The organism is Belliella aquatica (assembly GCF_014637795.1).
GTDB lineage: Bacteria > Bacteroidota > Bacteroidia > Cytophagales > Cyclobacteriaceae > Belliella > Belliella aquatica.
Genome location: NZ_BMFD01000004.1, coordinates 273,048 through 289,202, shown reverse-complemented (window position 1 = coordinate 289,202; position 16,155 = coordinate 273,048). Strand labels below are relative to the sequence as shown.

16 protein-coding genes are annotated in these 16,155 nt (G+C 36.7%); 13 read left to right on the top strand and 3 right to left on the bottom strand.

Annotated features, from left to right (window positions below; genetic code table 11):
• Window positions 1-91: 91 nt before the first annotated feature.
• The 13 genes from accB (at window position 92) to IEV57_RS07850 (ending at window position 12,772) form a co-directional block, all read left to right on the top strand.
• Window positions 92-565 carry an acetyl-CoA carboxylase biotin carboxyl carrier protein gene (accB, locus tag IEV57_RS07910; RefSeq protein ID WP_188441417.1) on the top strand — a complete coding sequence of 158 codons (474 nt, stop codon included), beginning with the start codon at window positions 92-94 and terminating at the stop codon, window positions 563-565.
• Between the two features lie 29 nt (window positions 566-594).
• Window positions 595-1,944, top strand: coding sequence for an acetyl-CoA carboxylase biotin carboxylase subunit (gene accC / locus IEV57_RS07905; RefSeq protein ID WP_188441414.1), 1,350 nt, complete (start codon window positions 595-597; stop codon window positions 1,942-1,944).
• 76 nt (window positions 1,945-2,020) lie between these two features.
• Entirely contained in the window at window positions 2,021-2,392 is a 372-nt protein-coding gene (locus tag IEV57_RS07900) for a globin domain-containing protein (RefSeq protein WP_188441412.1), read from the top strand.
• 1 nt (window position 2,393) lies between these two features.
• Window positions 2,394-3,131, top strand: a complete 738-nt coding sequence (locus IEV57_RS07895) for a lysophospholipid acyltransferase family protein (protein ID WP_188441410.1) — start codon at window positions 2,394-2,396, stop codon at window positions 3,129-3,131.
• A 12-nt stretch (window positions 3,132-3,143) separates the two neighbouring features.
• Window positions 3,144-3,431 (top strand): Asp-tRNA(Asn)/Glu-tRNA(Gln) amidotransferase subunit GatC, encoded by a 288-nt coding sequence (gatC, locus tag IEV57_RS07890; RefSeq protein ID WP_188441408.1) that lies wholly within the window; start codon window positions 3,144-3,146, stop codon window positions 3,429-3,431.
• The gene (locus IEV57_RS07885) at window positions 3,431-6,241 is read left to right on the top strand and encodes a tetratricopeptide repeat protein (RefSeq protein WP_188441406.1); all 2,811 of its coding nucleotides are present in this window, start codon (window positions 3,431-3,433) and stop codon (window positions 6,239-6,241) included. Before gatC ends, IEV57_RS07885 begins: the two co-directional genes overlap by 1 nt.
• A gap of 77 nt (window positions 6,242-6,318) precedes the next feature.
• On the top strand, window positions 6,319-7,041 hold the full coding sequence (locus IEV57_RS07880) for an ABC transporter ATP-binding protein (RefSeq protein WP_262916537.1): 723 nt from the start codon (window positions 6,319-6,321) through the stop codon (window positions 7,039-7,041).
• Between the two features lie 82 nt (window positions 7,042-7,123).
• Entirely contained in the window at window positions 7,124-7,672 is a 549-nt protein-coding gene (locus IEV57_RS07875) for a cob(I)yrinic acid a,c-diamide adenosyltransferase (RefSeq protein WP_188441404.1), read from the top strand.
• Window positions 7,673-7,677: 5 nt separating this feature from the next.
• Window positions 7,678-8,745: a branched-chain amino acid aminotransferase gene (locus tag IEV57_RS07870; RefSeq protein ID WP_188441402.1), complete on the top strand. Its 1,068-nt coding sequence runs from the start codon at window positions 7,678-7,680 to the stop codon at window positions 8,743-8,745.
• 171 nt (window positions 8,746-8,916) lie between these two features.
• Entirely contained in the window at window positions 8,917-9,435 is a 519-nt protein-coding gene (locus IEV57_RS07865; protein ID WP_188441400.1) for a hypothetical protein, read from the top strand.
• A 62-nt stretch (window positions 9,436-9,497) separates the two neighbouring features.
• Window positions 9,498-10,599, top strand: a protein-coding gene (prfB, locus tag IEV57_RS07860; RefSeq protein WP_188441398.1) for a peptide chain release factor 2 whose coding sequence is annotated in 2 segments (ribosomal slippage) — window positions 9,498-9,557 and window positions 9,559-10,599 — 1,101 coding nt in all. Because the reading frame shifts where the segments join, the coding sequence is not laid out codon by codon here.
• 119 nt (window positions 10,600-10,718) lie between these two features.
• Complete coding sequence (locus IEV57_RS07855; protein WP_188441396.1) at window positions 10,719-11,912, top strand: MFS transporter; 1,194 nt, start codon at window positions 10,719-10,721, stop codon at window positions 11,910-11,912.
• 176 nt (window positions 11,913-12,088) lie between these two features.
• Window positions 12,089-12,772 carry a lysoplasmalogenase gene (locus tag IEV57_RS07850; protein ID WP_188441394.1) on the top strand — a complete coding sequence of 228 codons (684 nt, stop codon included), beginning with the start codon at window positions 12,089-12,091 and terminating at the stop codon, window positions 12,770-12,772.
• A gap of 32 nt (window positions 12,773-12,804) precedes the next feature.
• Here IEV57_RS07850 and IEV57_RS07845 read toward each other — a convergent pair whose 3' ends face one another.
• The 3 genes from IEV57_RS07845 to IEV57_RS07835 are packed head-to-tail and all read right to left on the bottom strand — an operon-like array spanning window position 12,805 to window position 16,130.
• Window positions 12,805-14,157, bottom strand: coding sequence for a M24 family metallopeptidase (locus IEV57_RS07845; RefSeq protein WP_188441392.1), 1,353 nt, complete (start codon window positions 14,155-14,157; stop codon window positions 12,805-12,807).
• Between the two features lie 4 nt (window positions 14,158-14,161).
• Window positions 14,162-14,713 (bottom strand): acyl-CoA thioesterase, encoded by a 552-nt coding sequence (locus IEV57_RS07840; protein ID WP_229744268.1) that lies wholly within the window; start codon window positions 14,711-14,713, stop codon window positions 14,162-14,164.
• A 52-nt stretch (window positions 14,714-14,765) separates the two neighbouring features.
• Window positions 14,766-16,130, bottom strand: a complete 1,365-nt coding sequence (locus IEV57_RS07835) for an MATE family efflux transporter (protein ID WP_188441390.1) — start codon at window positions 16,128-16,130, stop codon at window positions 14,766-14,768.
• Window positions 16,131-16,155 lie beyond the last annotated feature (25 nt).

Below are 16,155 nucleotides of genomic sequence, written 5' to 3'. Positions count from 1 at the left end.
TTGTGATTTCGCTAAATTACATGGCTGTATTGTTTTTAACCCAATAAATAAATGAACCAATAATATTGGTTCAGCACAAACTAAATAACTTATGAAAGCAAAAGAAATTCAAGATTTAATAGATTTTATTTCCAACTCAGGCCTAGCTGAAGTCAAAATCAAGACGGGAGAGTTCGAACTTTCTATCAAGAAAAACAGCGAGGTACAGGTAGTTTCTTCGACTCCTTCAGCTCCTGCTCCAGCAGCAGCAGCTCCTGCTCCCGTAGCAGCTCCTGCGGTAGTACCAGCATCAGCTCCAGCTGCGAAAGACGATACTTCTAAGTATTTAGAAATCAAATCTCCAATGATTGGAACATTTTATAGATCTCCAAACCCTGAATCTGATAACTTTGTCAACGTTGGCGATGATGTAAAAGCAGGACAAACAGTTTGCATCATTGAAGCGATGAAACTTTTCAATGAAATTGAATCTGAAATTTCTGGGAAAATCGTCAAAGTGTTGGTGGACAATGCTACACCAGTAGAATATGACCAACCATTATTTTTGGTAGATCCAGCAGGATAATCTCATTTGTTTCACAAAACTGATTTAATGTGTTTAAAAAAATATTAATAGCAAACAGAGGAGAAATTGCACTTCGTATCATCCGTACCTGTAAAGAAATGGGGATCAAAACAGTAGCAGTTTATTCTACAGCAGACAAAGACAGCTTGCACGTCAGATTTGCTGACGAGGCAGTTTGTATTGGCCCTGCACCAAGTAGAGATTCTTACCTCAATATACCTAGAATCATCGCCGCTGCAGAGATTACCAATGCAGATGCTATACACCCGGGATATGGTTTTCTTTCTGAAAATGCCGAGTTCTCTAGAATTTGCGAGGAATACAATATAAAATTTATTGGTGCCAGCCCTGATATGATCAATAGAATGGGAGATAAAGCTACGGCTAAGGCAACCATGAAAGAGGCTGGCGTTCCTACTATTCCAGGTTCTGAGGGTTTATTGGAATCCATAGAAGAAGGAATTAAAATCGCTCAAGAAATGGGTTATCCAGTTATCCTGAAAGCAACAGCAGGTGGCGGTGGTCGTGGAATGCGAATTGTCAAACAAGAAAGCGAATTCAAAAAGGCATGGGATGATGCAAGACAAGAATCAGGTGCTGCTTTCGGGAATGACGGTCTTTATTTAGAGAAATTTGTAGAAGAACCTCGACATATCGAAATCCAAGTGATTGGTGATAGCAGCGGAAGAGCATGTCATTTATCTGAAAGAGATTGTTCTATCCAAAGAAGACATCAGAAATTGGTTGAGGAGACTCCTTCGCCATTCATTACCGATGAATTGCGAGATGCTATGGGTAAAGCTGCGATCAAAGGAGCTGAGGCCATTGGATACGAGGGTGCTGGTACGATTGAGTTTTTGGTTGACAAAAACAGAAATTTCTATTTTATGGAAATGAATACTCGTATTCAGGTAGAGCATCCAATCACTGAAGAAGTTACCGATTTTGACTTGATCAAAGAACAAATTAAGGTTGCTGCTGGTGAAAAAATCTCTGGCAAAAACTACTACCCTAAGCTTTATGCTATGGAATGTAGAATCAATGCCGAAGATCCTGCCAATGGATTCAGACCAAGTCCAGGTAAAATCGTAAATCTTCATCTCCCAGGTGGTAGAGGCGTGAGAATTGATAGTCATGTTTATGCAGGCTATGTGATCCCTCCTAACTATGACTCTATGATTGCTAAACTTATTGTAAGCGGACAATCAAGAGAGGAAGTCATCGTGAGAATGAAAAGGGCCCTAGAGGAATTTGTGATTGATGGAATTAAAACAACTATTCCTTTCCACATTGCGCTTCTAAATGATCCTAAATTCAAAGCAGGTGAATTTACCACCAAGTTTTTGGAAGATTTTGATTTCTCAGTAATCAAGAAGTAAACACAACAATATATCCATATAAAAGACTGTCTTTCAGGCAGTCTTTTTTTATAAAAACCAATTTGTAGATTGAGTTATGCATGAGTTTCAAACAATCTATCAAGCTCTAGGCGAAGAGAAAATTAAAACCTTGGTGCATTATTTTTATCAAGGTGTAGCTGCAAATCCAGCCTTGCTTGCCCTCTATCCTGAGGAACTTCAACCTGCTGAAGAAAGACTGTTTTTGTTCTTACAGCAAGTATTTGGAGGGCCTCAAATATATTCTGAGCAGCGTGGCCATCCCATGCTTCGCAAAAGGCACTTTCAATGGGAAATTGACGGTGATTTAAGAAATTCATGGCTTAATTGTATGTTTGCGGCTATGGGAAAAATAGAAATAGATCAAAATACCAAGGAAGCTATGATGCGATATTTTGTACAAGTTGCAAATCATATGGTCAATAAATAAGATGCGATTGTTGAGAAGAATTTATACGATCTATGCATTTTTGGCATTTTGCTTCAGCTTCTTGCTACTTTTCCCTTTGCTACTCGTCTGTATTTGGATTCCTGGATTTGAAAAATACGGCAGAAAAATCAACCGATTTTGGGCTAAATTTTATTTTATCTTAATTTTCAAACCTATTCATATTAAGGGTTCTCAACTAGTCGAAAAAGGAAATTCATATATATTCGTTGCCAACCATTTTTCCTATATAGATATTGCTATGATGGGGTTTATGCCTGGAGATGTGGTTTTTGTTGGCAAAGCATCGCTTGGAAAAATTCCGCTATTTGGATACTATTTTAAGAAACTTCACATCGCTGTGAATAGGGAAAGCCCAAGAAGTCGTGGGGAAGTATTACTTAGAGCAAAACATGCAATTGATAAAGGAAGTAGTATTGTGATTTTCCCAGAAGGTGGAATTACATCATCTAACCCTCCCTTTCTTAACAGATTCAAAGATGGAGCGTTTAGTTTAGCAATTGATAAACAAATCCCTGTAATTCCTGTAACTTTATCTTATAATCATTTAATTTTACCCGATGAAAAAAATCTTCTCTTGAACTTCCAGTCAGGAAAGATCGTGTTTCATCAACCAATTTTGACTGATGGATTAGCAGCAAAAGACATCTTAGATGTCAAAGAGCAAGCATATCAAACCATCCAAAATCAATTATTTAAAGACAACGAAATAGAAGCTTAAGCTTAAAAAAATATGAAAATTGATATCAACTCTCTAAAAAAAATCGCTCATCTCGCAAGACTTGAGTTTGACGAAAAAAGTGCTGAGAAAATGACTCAGGACATGACACAAATTCTCGATTGGGTGGAGCAGCTCAATGAATTGGAAACAGATGGAGTAGAGCCGATTACCACTATGTCTTCAGAAGTGAATGTCCTGAGGGAAGACAAAGTTGGAGAGCACCTTTCACACGAAAGTGGTCTTAAAAATGCTCCGCAGCGTGATTCTGACTATTTTAGAGTTCCAAAGGTGATGGAATAATGTCGGTAAACTCATTGAGAAAACTAGAACAAATTTTATTCAAAGGCCTTCCCATCTTCTTAGCATCATTGGGAGGGCTTTTCCTCTTGCTTAGCTTACTTTTTTGGCAAGACGCCACTATGCCTCTGTTGCCAGGTGTATTTGCAGAAGAAATTCCTGTTCCCTTGCATTATTTCAAATTAGGAACCGAATTGATCAATATAGAAATAGGTAATTTTCTACTTTTTCAAAATTTCGAATCCCTCCCTCCTGTTTTAGATTCTAATTTTAGCGTTTTGTATGGCGCACTGATTGTCATTTTGCTCAGTTTTGGATTGACCTTATTGAGCACATTGAAAAAGATGTATTTCATTGGCGGTACTGCTGCAGCTATTTTCTTTTTCACTTTCACAGGCATCAACGGACTGAATATTGGAGGTCTATCAACAAATTACCCCTTGATTATTTTACTCATTGGAACTTTGTTCCCAATTGTAATCATTCATTTTTTCCAATCAAATTGGAGTTTAGGGAAAAGGTTTTTAGTAATTGCATCTTGCTTTATTTTTACTTTAATCTTGCTTATTTTCATCTCTAAAGTCGATAGTGCCAAATTACTTTTATCAGAAAACATCACACTTCCTGTTGCATTTTTGGCTGTTTTTTTCATGTTTCATACTGGACATGCTGTTGTGTCAAGCAGCAGTATTTTTCTAATCAAACTCAATCAAGGTGTCAAACTAAAAATCAGCTGGCACATTACTATCATTTCGATTTTGTACTTCTTTTTGGTGCTTTTCACGCTATTGTCCATCATGGGAGAGGTGAATCTTCCATTTCCTACTCTACCACCATCCATTTTATTTTTGGTAGCAGGAATTTTAGGTTATTATGTAATAGACTATAAAATCAAGCAAACGGAGCAAGTTTTTGATATCCCACTTATTGGTAAATCATTCTATTTGATTGGCTTTGCTTTCGCAGCTTGGACTTGGGGAAAAGCAATCTACACATTCAATGAGCCATTAATTGAGTTTTTTAATCACACCTTTCTTTATGGTCAAATTGCATTGACTTTGTTATTCTTTGCCTATCTCTTGACTAATTTTTCTAGTATCCTGAATACGGGAGGAGCTTTAGAAAAAGTAATATTTAAGCCTCAGCATTTCGCTTATTTTCACATGCGAATTGGCGCCACGATGCTTGTGGTCATTTTGATCATCTTCGCTAATGGCGTAATAGCAACTCAGCTTACTGCTGCATCAGCTAACCTCTACGCAGATTATAATTACCAAATAGGAAACTATAGAAATGCACGCATTCTATATGAAAACTCTTGGATGGAGTATTTCAAAAATGACCGAGCTAAAAATACAGTTGCCCATCTTTACCTTGAAGAAAATCAGGCAAATGCGGCATTGAGACATTTGGAAGAGAGTTTTGATTATGCTCCAAATGTCCCGAACATTATCCTGATAAGCTCAAGACTTCATCGATCTGATAAAATTCTTGAAGCAATATTCTACTTAGAAAAAGGACTAGATTACTATCCAAACAACTCTAAATTGCTGAACAATTTAGCTTTACTCTATTCTAAAATCAATAGGCCTGAGGAAGCGCTTGATGCTTTGAGCAAAGCAACAGCATCAGATAAAGTCAATATTTCAAACACTATTGCTCTTTCGATTAAACATAATCTTGCAGTTCCTTCAGGGATGAGTTTTGGAGATGACACAATTACAAAAATCAATCAACTTGCATTAGCCAACAAACTTGGAAATTTTGCTGATTTTACACTTAGCACGATAGATCTTCCTGAACAGTTTGTTATTAAATCTTCGCTTCTGAGAAATCAATGGACCAATCAGGCCTCCTTCGATTTTGAAACCGATTTGGTAATAATCGATAGCCTAGTCAGGCAGAATCAAACTCCTTATGAAGAGCGAAATTATTGGGAAACCAAGGTAGTTCGTAGCCATCAAGGGAATGAAATTGATGAGACATTAAAATATTTATCAGGATCAACCTTTTCTTTCCCCAATCATGCTGCGGCTTATCATGTGATGTCAGCAGAGATTTTGGCTAGTCAGCTAGATTTCGAAAAAGCAGGTATAGATCTGAAAATAGCAGCCGCAGATGGTTACAACAAATTCAAGCCCCATCATTTAGCCATCTTATATTTCAGTGGAAAAATAGAAGAGGCTTTGGCGCTGAAAGAAAAGCAGGGAATTAATTTTCCAAATTGGATGCAGTGGGATGAAAACGAACTATTGATTCAAAATCAACAAGTAAAGTTTTATCAAATTCTGAGCACTTTTCATCAAAGCATGACAAACAAAATCATGGATCGCCTTTCGGAGCTAAATGAACCAGAATTCAAAGCTGAATTGGCTTATTTCATTATGATTCACAAAGCACATAGCCTCAAGCAAGGTGAATATAAAATATTAGAAGATATTTTAACATCAGGCGAAAATGCTGTTTGGACGAAAGAAGAATTTGAAGAATTAAAACTCGCTTTGCTTGAAGGCAAAGTAGAAATAAAATCAGACAAAGTAAGACGTATCATCAAGCCAGAACTTTCGATGATCAGAAATTCCTATTTGACTCCGCTAATCATGCAGACACTCAATAAGGAAGATAATAACTTGAGACGCTACGAAATCTTGCAGGAAGCCATCCAATTTAACAAAGACCCTATTTTATGGATGGAATTCGTGAAAGAAAGCAGAATCAATGGCTTGGCAAACTATGGAACTAGAGCCATGGAAGAGATGGCAGGCTGGTTGACTTATGAAGAAATGGAAAAACTAATGTTAGAAAACCTCTGATTTATTTCACCGTTAATCAAATTAATTTTTCCTTTCTAAGCATTTAACTTAAATTCAAGCATTAAAATAAATTGACGATGAAAAAAATAATTGAAACTTCCGATATTCAAAGAACATATAAAATGGGAAACGAGGAGGTAAGAGCCTTGAAGTCGGTTTCTATCTCGGTGAATAAGGGCGAGTATGTCGCATTTATGGGGCCATCAGGTTCTGGTAAATCTACTCTAATGAATATTATCGGATGTTTAGACACACCTTCTGCAGGAACTTATATCTTGAATAATAAAGATGTGAGTGATATGTCAGAAAATGAATTAGCTGAGATAAGAAATAAAGAGATAGGTTTTGTTTTCCAGACTTTCAACCTACTCCCTAGGGCATCTTGCCTTGAAAATGTGGCTTTACCATTGATATATGCAGGTTTTAACAAATCAGACCGTGAGGATAAAGCTTTTTTAGCATTGAAAAATGTAGGCTTAGCAGATCGGGTTCACCACAAACCAAATGAACTATCTGGTGGTCAGAGGCAAAGAGTAGCTATAGCAAGAGCTTTGGTAAATGATCCAAGTATTATTTTAGCTGATGAACCTACAGGGAATTTGGACACCAAAACTTCCTATAGCATCATGGAGCTTTTCCATGAATTGCATCAAAAAGGGAATACCATCATCATGGTGACACACGAAGATGATATTGCTCACTATGCCCACAGAGTGATCAGACTCCGCGACGGACTAGTAGAATCCGACGAAATTAATCCAAATCCTACAAGAGCTGTTACAGTAGAATTAGAAGAGTAAAAAAGCCTCTTTTAACAAATAGATTGTTACTTTTGTGAATCGGTTTATATTGATCGAAATCAAGCTTATTTAAGGGTTTTTAATGAAGATTTATACCAAAACTGGTGACACTGGACAGACCTCATTGTTGGGCGGAAAGCGTGTATCAAAAGGTCACCTCAAAATAGACGCCTACGGAACAGTAGACGAACTTAATTCCTATATCGGATTAATCAGAGATCAGGAAGTAAACAGTTCAAGGATTGTTTTTTTGAAAGAAGTACAAGATAGACTTTTCACTATCGGTGCAACATTGGCTACTGAAGTTGGAAAAGAGAATGTCAAAAAACCTGATATTCATGAAGAGGACTTGCTTTTAATGGAGAATGAAATCGATCAAATGGAAGAAAAGTTACCTCCCCTGAAAAATTTTATTCTTCCTGGTGGGCATCAATCAGTTTCTTTTTGTCATTTGGCAAGGACAGTTTGTCGCAGAACAGAACGTTGTGTGATTGATTTGATGGAAATCGAACCAGTCAGTGAAATAATTGTAAGATATTTAAATAGACTTTCGGATTACCTTTTTGTACTTGGTCGCCTCATGGCCATAGAATTGGGAGTTGAAGAAGTTACTTGGAAACCAAGATCATAAAAATCATGAATACAACCTTAACCATCGATATTACCAAAACATCATCCTCCAAATTAGAACAAACTAATTTTGATGATTTGAAGTTTGGACAGACTATAAGCGATCACATGTTTATAGCTGATTATGAAAATGGAGAATGGGGTAATTTCCGGATTGAACCCTATGCACCTTTGCAGCTTAATCCAGCAAATGCTACCTTACACTATGGTCAGTCAGTATTTGAAGGCATGAAAGCCTATAAAAATGATGCAGGTGAGACCTTATTGTTCAGAGCAGACGCGAATCAAAAAAGATTAAATGAATCTGCCAAAAGAATGTGCATTCCTGAGGTTCCAGAAAACATTTTTATGGAAGGTCTTACCCAGCTTTTGGAAATAGATAGTGCTTGGATTCCAAATAGACCTGGTTATTCGTTGTATATCAGGCCATTTGTATTTGCTACAGATGACTACCTCGGAATCAGACCTTCTGAGAAATATAAATTTATGATCTTCACTTGTCCTGTTGGTCATTATTACTCTAAGCCAGTTTCTGTCAAAGTAGAATGTAAATATACTAGAGCAGCAGAAGGTGGTACCGGCTTTGCGAAAGCAGCGGGAAATTATGCCGGCTCGCTCTACCCTGCACTACTAGCACAAAAAGAAGGTTATGATCAGTTGCTTTGGACTGATGGAAAATCGCATCAGCATATTGAAGAAAGTGGAACTATGAACGTCATGTTCATGATCAACGATACCTTGATTACAGCTCCAACCTCAACAGGGACAATTTTAAAAGGTATCACACGTGACAGTGTTTTGGCTTTGGCGAGAGAAATGGGAATTAAAGTTGAAGAGAGATTTCTTCGTGTAGCTGAACTGGAAGATGCCTTGAGAAGCAAAACTTTAAAAGAAGCATTCGGAACAGGTACAGCTGCTACAATCGCACACATTTCTAAGATTCATATCAGTGGAAATGACTACGAATTGCCACAAAAAGACGATAGAGCCTTTAGCAATCGCGTTCTTAAGACACTTGATGATATCAAATATGGCAAAGTAGAAGATTCACACAATTGGATAACCAAACTATAAAAAAATAAAACTGTGACATGCATTAGGTTTCTACTAAGATCTCCAATGCATAATCTAAGTTAATAAAGGTGTCAAATTTGATTTTTGACACCTTTTTTTATTAAAGACTATTCCAAAACATGAAAATATAGGAATATATTGATATCTTAAAAATTCAATAAACACTGATAAATGATGAAGCTAATTTTTAAATCCTCTGGCTTAGTACTGATCTTTATGGTATTCTTTTCATCAAGTGTATTTTCCCAAAAATTCATCCTTTTACAAAAAGGAGCCAATGAAAAAAATAGATTGAAATACGAAATCGGAGAAACCTTCATTTATAAAACAAAGAAAAATGATTTTTACATTACCGATGTAATCAAGGATATACAAAAAGACATCATTGTACTTTCTGAAAATGTCCTACTACCCGAAGATATTACCTCAATTTACATTCTCAATAAAGATCCTAGAAATAGTAGCCTAAAAAACTTAACCTATTTGAGCTATGGTGCAGGTGTTGTTTTGATGTCTGCCAATGTAATTAATTCACTTTACCAAGATGGGTCAATTCGTTTTGAATCAGGAGGTTTGATTACATCCGGAATACTTTTCGCGAGTGGATTTACTTTTTCAAAAATCCGTTACAAACATTTCAAGATTCACAAACGAAACAAAATTCAGTTGATCACACTTTATGGTGATTAGAAAATGAATAGGTTTCCACCTGATTTTTTACGAATTTTGCAATTCGAAAACTAAATAAATTTATGACATCAGACCAGTTGAAAGACTTGAAAGCCCGCGTTTCGGCTTTGAGGAGGTATCTTTGACTACGATCGTAAGATTGCAGAAATAGAAGACCTAGAGGCAGTATCAGCGCAAGCTGACTTTTGGAACAATCCAGAAGAAGCCGAAAAAACAATGAAAGTAATTCAAGGAAAAAAATCTTGGACCAATGCCTACGAAAAAGTAGAAACTGGTATTCAAGACTTAGACGTGCTATATGAATTTTATTCTATGGATGAAGTTTCTGAAGAGGAATTGAAAGCCGAATACAGCAAAGTCCATAAAAATATTGAAGACCTTGAATTAAAGAAAATGCTAAGCAGTGAGGAAGATCAGCTTAGCGCCCTAATGGAAATCAATCCAGGTGCTGGAGGAACAGAAAGTAATGACTGGGCTTCTATCTTGATGAGGATGTACATTATGTGGGGCGAAAAAAATGGTTATAAAGTTCGTGAGGTTGATCTTCAAGAAGGAGAAGTTGCTGGAATCAAATCCGTGACTTTGGAATTTGATGGACCACTTGCCTATGGCTTTTTAAAGTCTGAAATTGGGGTTCACCGATTAGTTAGAATTTCACCATTTGACTCCAGTGGAAGAAGACATACTTCGTTTGCTTCCATTTACGTTTATCCTGTAATCGATGACACCATTCAGATTGAGATTAATCCTGGTGATGTTGAATTACACACTTCTCGTTCAGGTGGTGCAGGTGGGCAGAATGTCAACAAAGTAGAGACAAAAGTTCAGTTGACACACAAGCCTACAGGAATAGTGGTAGTTTGTCAGATTGAAAGATCGCAGCTAGCAAATAGAGAAAAGGCAATGCAAATGCTAAAGTCCAGACTCTATCAGCTTGAAATGGAGAAGAGAAATGCTGAGAGAGCAAAAATCGAATCTGGAAAGATGCGAATTGACTTTGGCTCTCAAATCAGAAACTATGTTCTCCACCCTTATAAATTGGTTAAGGATGCCAGAACAGGACATGAAACCTCTGATGCTGCAGCAGTTTTAGATGGTGATTTGAATGATTTCATCAAGGCATTCTTACTTGCTCAAAGCGAGGAGGAAGCCAATAAAGAGTAATCAAACACTAATTTTTGAAAAGCCTCTCGGTAATATTTATGGTATTTTAAATTATATCAAAACAATATACCTGAGAGGCTTTTTATTTATAAAGCAAAACTCATTCTACTTTAATAGGCATGCTCAGCAAATTACCCTCTTTCTATTCTGTCAACTTTTTCACGCTGTGCTTGAGTTCTTTTTTGTTTTTCGCGAGTTTCAATATGATTATTCCCGAACTTCCTTCCTACCTGAGTTCTCTGGGAGGTGAGGATTATAAGGGATTGATTATTTCACTCTTTACCTTAACAGCTGGTCTATCTAGACCTTTAAGTGGAAAATTAGCGGATAAAATTGGGAGAATCCCAGTAATGATATTTGGTGCTGTTATATGCTTCTTGGTTAGTTTACTATATCCACTTATTACTTCTGTAGCTGGATTTTTACTTTTACGATTTGTTCATGGATTTTCAACAGGGTTCACTCCTACTGGGACCTCAGCTTTTGTGGCTGATATTATTCCCTTCAATAAAAGAGGTGAGGCGATGGGAATTCAGTCACTTTTCGGTTCCCTTGGAATGGCTGCAGGCCCAGCCTTAGGTGGATATATCGCCGCAGAATGGGGAATCAACCCACTATTTTACGCTTCCGCTTTTACAGCTATCTTATCTATTGTTATTTTATTGAGACTGAAAGAAACTCTTGAAGTAAGAGAAAAATTATCCATCGAACATTTCAAGTTAAATAGACACGAGATCATTGAAAAAAGAGTTTTGACACCTTCACTGGTTTTATTTCTTACTGTTTTTTCTTTTGGTATCGTACTCACAATAATTCCAGATTACTCCGAATATTTGGGGATCAAAAACAAGGGGCTATTCTTTGCGGTATTTACGCTCGCCTCGTTAGGCATCAGAATCATAGCAGGAAAAGCATCTGATAAATATGGCAGAATTCCAGTGATGAAAGCAGCTACCTTATCTATGGCTATTTCTATGCTTATCATTGCTCTTGCCGAGACAAAAGGGATGTTACTCTTTGGTGGAGTGATATTTGGAGCATCTGTGGGAATGAATTCCCCGACAATTTCAGCATGGACCATTGATCTTTCATTGGATAAATTTAGAGGGAGAGCACTTGCTACCATGTATATCGCCCTTGAAGCTGGGATAGGAATCGGAGCATTAGCTTCAGGATTTGTCTTCAATAACAATCCAGAAAACTTCTTTTTGGTCTTTTCTTTAGGTACGATTACTTCATTTTTAGCTTTTATCTATTTATTTACTTTACGAAAACAACAAATTACTTCATTAAAAGCTACTGAAGATCTATAAATTACAATCAATTCTTTTTTTTATTTAAATTATTTAAATAACAATTACTTAAATTTAAATATACGTTTGATTAGTTATTTCAATATTTTTCTGTCAAAAATTTCGAAATAAATTGTATTCCATTTGGATTTTTTGATATAAATTAAGGCTTATTAAAATTTTATTTGGTTAAAAAAATGAGTCGATACATAAGACTAGAGCTTATTTATATCATTATTTCGCTGTTAAGCCTTTCTTTTTTAATTACTGAAAATACCCTTGGGTTTTATATCAGTAAACCGATTATTGTTCCCGTATTATTAATTTATTTGTTCTTCAAATTCAAAGAATCTCAACACAGTCTCATACCAACCTTAATGATTGCCACATTTTTTTCAATGTTGGGCGACATTTTCTTATTATTTACTGTGAATGAATCATTATTCAAATTAGTTGGTATTTGTACCTTCATTGTGGCCCAAGCAGCATATGCTTATTTGTACTACCTTTCTGTTTTGGGTCATAAAAAAAAGAATATTCCTGTTTACAAACGTTGGCCTGAAATTATCTCTGTAGGCGTTACCGTTATAGCTACTATTATAATCTATCCATCATTAGGAGATTTTGCTGCCCCTGCAATTATTTATGCATTGATTACCACAATAACTATTGTCTTTGCATTAAATAGACGGTTTTATGTTTCTAGAAAAAGTTTCTCGTTAACTATATTGGGTGTTCTTTTTTTCTTTGTGAGTGACGCCTTGATGGGCGATGACTTGTTTTTAGAAAATATCATCAATCACTTTTTTGTAATGTTCTCCTATGTAATCGGCCATTATTTGGTAATTAAAGGAATGATGATTCAAGTAGAATCAAAATAAAAAAAGACATCTCTTCAGATGCCTTTTTTTATTTAATTGCCCAAATAACTTCGATGTCTGGAGATTGGCATGATTTCTTTTTGTCTGCCATCTAAGTAGGTTACTTTCTTTCCATCAAAAAATGCTCCTTCCTCTAGCATGATTCGAACCTCCTTATTCCATTCTTTCACAAAGACTACGGCATTCAATTCTATCGCATAGGCTGTATTTGGATAAAGTGGGTAATCTCCAGCACCCTTAGTATCTCCTTGATTGTCCCACATCCCGATGGTTGGGCCAGAAGCATGGCCATGATAACCCATAGGGTGAGAGTAAATACTTCCTTTGATTCCTTCTTTGTCCATTTGAGTTCGAGTGGCTTTCAATATTTCATTTCCTGTTCGACCAGTTATAAATTGAGACGTTAAAATATCTTGTAGCCTGTTACCGACTTTAAAAGCTTCAGAAAGGTACTTTGGAACTTCTTTTTCATCTGCTTTGAGGACATAGGCAAGTTGTTGGGTATCTGTATTCAATCTCAAATACGTAATTCCAAAATCAATATGAAGCAAATCGCCAGGCATGATAACTTGCGAATCTGGACGCACAGCAAAAGACCTCAAATGCTCTTGAGAATCTGGATCTGGCCTTTGTATGTCTACAGTCGGGTGAAACCATGTATCCAATTTCATCTCGGCAATGCGCTCTCTATACCACCAAACCACATCATCAGTAGTAGTCACACCAGGCGTAATGACTTTCTCAGACAGTCCATCGGAAATAATACTATTTGCAATGGTTTGTAAATGCTTGTAAGTAGCCATTTCTGAGGGAGTTCTTGTTTCAAACCAACCCACTGCAAGGTTTTGACCTGATACAATTTTCGCTTTAGAGGATTCATCAAGATATTCTAAGAGTGTATTGTATTCAGTAATATTCAATCCATCTGCATGTCCGTAGTCTTTGCTGAAGTTCACAGCTATTTTTTTAGGGTTTCTTTCCTGAATTAATTCCACCAACTTTTTCCATTGATCTGGTTGCACTTCTGGATCCCAAGCTTTTTTAAAGGCTTTCCCCACATCATATCGAGCTACCGCCATTGCTTCTACTTTCTCAGTTCCTTGAGGCTTATACATCAATAACATCGTTCTTCGTCGAGCGGCAAACCAAGTAGCAGGCAAAAATGTTCTGATAACTGGATCTTCATTATATTCCCTAGACATGACCAACCACATGTCTATTCCCTCTCTTTCCATAATAGCTGGAAGTACAGTTTGAATTCTCTCTTCAAGCCATTGATCCACTACATTAGCTTGAGCTCTTTGAGAAAGAACAGCTGGACTTTGTGCTTCTGAAATCTGAATTAGTACTCCTATTGCAAGAAGTGTGAGTATAAGTTTTTTCATTATATTATTTCAATTGAGTGATACATCTTTCATTTTCGAGCAAGGTGGCAATTTCCTGTTTATCCCAAGACTTTTTTATTTCATTAAGATTTACTTCGTAATCCCTTTTAAATTTTTTTCTATAAATAGCCTCAACAAACCGCCTCACATCAGTTTTATTTTCCAAGATCAGTTGCGGTACAGTTGTGGGTTTATCATCTTCTCCTTTGGCTACCATAGTAAAATAGCAAGTATTGGTATGCTTAACATTTCCCGTTTTTACATTTTCTGAAATAATTTTGATACCAATAATCATGGAACTATTCCCCACATAATTGACTGATGCCATCAAAGAAACCAACTCACCTACTTCAACCGGCTCTAAAAAATCTACTGTGTCAACAGAAACTGTAACGCAGTACGCACCACTGTGCTTTGAGGCGGTCGCATAAGCAACCTTATCCATTAAAGACAATAAGATTCCTCCGTGTATTTTACCTCCAAAATTGGCATAAGAAGGAATCATTAATTCTGTGATGGTCACTCTAGAAAAACTCGCCGGTCTTGCTGATATCATATTCAATTTTTCTCTTAAAATAGGAATTAAAGCAAGAATAAAAAAGCAGCAATTATACGGAATGTATTTCTTTTTCCTTTTGGAGCAATCGAGCGCTGAGTGAATGGAATCTATAGAGAAGCATAAGGCCTGTAACTGTCAGTCCAATAAGCAATCCATACCAAATTCCTTTCTCCTGCATATCCAACACAAAAGCAAAAACATATCCCAATGGCAAGCCGATCACCCAATAAGCAATCAAAGTGACAACGGTGGGTACACGGACATCGGCCATACCTCTTAGTGCTCCTAGCCCAACCACTTGTATGCCATCTGATAATTGGAATAACCCTGCAATGATCAATAAACTAGCACTCATCTGAATTACAGTTTCGTCATCGATATAGAGCGAAGGTAGAAATTCTCTAAAAACGATAAATAATACAGCTGAAACGAACATGAATATCGCAGCCATCGCAAATACAGTAAAGCCTGCTTCCCTAAGTGTCTTAATATCTTTTCTACCCAATTGATTGCCAACTCTTACCATCGCAGCAGCAGAAAGGCCTGAAGCCATCATATAGCTTATTGATGCGAGATTGATCGCGATCTGATGTGCAGCCAAGGCCGAAACACCAATCCAACCCATCATAATCGCTGCGGTACTGAATGCTCCAACCTCAAAAATAAACTGAAATCCAGTTGGGACACCGATTTTGAGCATTTTGGAAATCATAGGAAATGAAAATCTCTTGATGCGAAATCCCAAATCAAAAGATTTGTATCTGCTAGATTTAAAAACATAATAGGCAATCACAATACCCATCAGCACTCTTGAAATCAAGGTTGCCCAACCTGCTCCGTTTAAACCTAAAGCGGGGAAACCTAAGTTTCCATAAATCATTACCCAATTGAGGAACACATTCAAGCCATTGCAAATTATGGTGATGTACATCGCCTGTTTAGTCTGAGAAAGACCTTCAGCAAATTGCTTGAAAGTTTGGAAAAACATGAATGGAACAATAGAAAGCGTAATGATCGCCAAATATGGAATCGCCAGTTCAACTACTTGTTCTGGTTGATTCATATAATTCAGCATGGGAGAAAATAAAATAATCACCAAAAATAAAATTACTCCCGTAATCATATTGATTGTAAATCCATGTCGGAAAAGTCTTCCAATCCTGCTACTTTTATTTTTTCCATCAGCCATTGCCACCAATGGGGTGATGGCCATGGAAACTCCAATACCAAACATCAACAAAACAAAAAATATACTGTTCGCTAAAGAGGCTGCGGCAAGAGGCTCAGCTCCTAGTCTACCCACCATCATACTATCAGCCACACCAACTAATACCTGTCCGAGTTGACTTAACATCACTGGATAAGCTAAGATAAATGTCTTAGAAAAATGATCTTTGAAATTAATACGCGTCATTTTAAAAATTACTTTTAATCGAAGA

What these genes read in the sequence shown, in the direction of transcription:
- accB (WP_188441417.1), top strand. Translation starts at nt 92, where the DNA reads ATGAAAGCAAAAGAAATTCAAGATTTAATAGATTTTATTTCCAACTCA.
- IEV57_RS07900 (WP_188441412.1), top strand. Translation starts at nt 2,021, where the DNA reads ATGCATGAGTTTCAAACAATCTATCAAGCTCTAGGCGAAGAGAAAATT.
- IEV57_RS07895 (WP_188441410.1), top strand. Translation starts at nt 2,394, where the DNA reads ATGCGATTGTTGAGAAGAATTTATACGATCTATGCATTTTTGGCATTT.
- gatC (WP_188441408.1), top strand. Translation starts at nt 3,144, where the DNA reads ATGAAAATTGATATCAACTCTCTAAAAAAAATCGCTCATCTCGCAAGA.
- IEV57_RS07885 (WP_188441406.1), top strand. Translation starts at nt 3,431, where the DNA reads ATGTCGGTAAACTCATTGAGAAAACTAGAACAAATTTTATTCAAAGGC.
- IEV57_RS07880 (WP_262916537.1), top strand. Translation starts at nt 6,319, where the DNA reads ATGAAAAAAATAATTGAAACTTCCGATATTCAAAGAACATATAAAATG.
- IEV57_RS07875 (WP_188441404.1), top strand. Translation starts at nt 7,124, where the DNA reads ATGAAGATTTATACCAAAACTGGTGACACTGGACAGACCTCATTGTTG.
- IEV57_RS07870 (WP_188441402.1), top strand. Translation starts at nt 7,678, where the DNA reads ATGAATACAACCTTAACCATCGATATTACCAAAACATCATCCTCCAAA.
- IEV57_RS07865 (WP_188441400.1), top strand. Translation starts at nt 8,917, where the DNA reads ATGATGAAGCTAATTTTTAAATCCTCTGGCTTAGTACTGATCTTTATG.
- IEV57_RS07855 (WP_188441396.1), top strand. Translation starts at nt 10,719, where the DNA reads ATGCTCAGCAAATTACCCTCTTTCTATTCTGTCAACTTTTTCACGCTG.
- IEV57_RS07850 (WP_188441394.1), top strand. Translation starts at nt 12,089, where the DNA reads ATGAGTCGATACATAAGACTAGAGCTTATTTATATCATTATTTCGCTG.
- IEV57_RS07845 (WP_188441392.1), bottom strand. Translation starts at nt 14,157, where the DNA reads ATGAAAAAACTTATACTCACACTTCTTGCAATAGGAGTACTAATTCAG.
- IEV57_RS07840 (WP_229744268.1), bottom strand. Translation starts at nt 14,713, where the DNA reads ATGATATCAGCAAGACCGGCGAGTTTTTCTAGAGTGACCATCACAGAA.
- IEV57_RS07835 (WP_188441390.1), bottom strand. Translation starts at nt 16,130, where the DNA reads ATGACGCGTATTAATTTCAAAGATCATTTTTCTAAGACATTTATCTTA.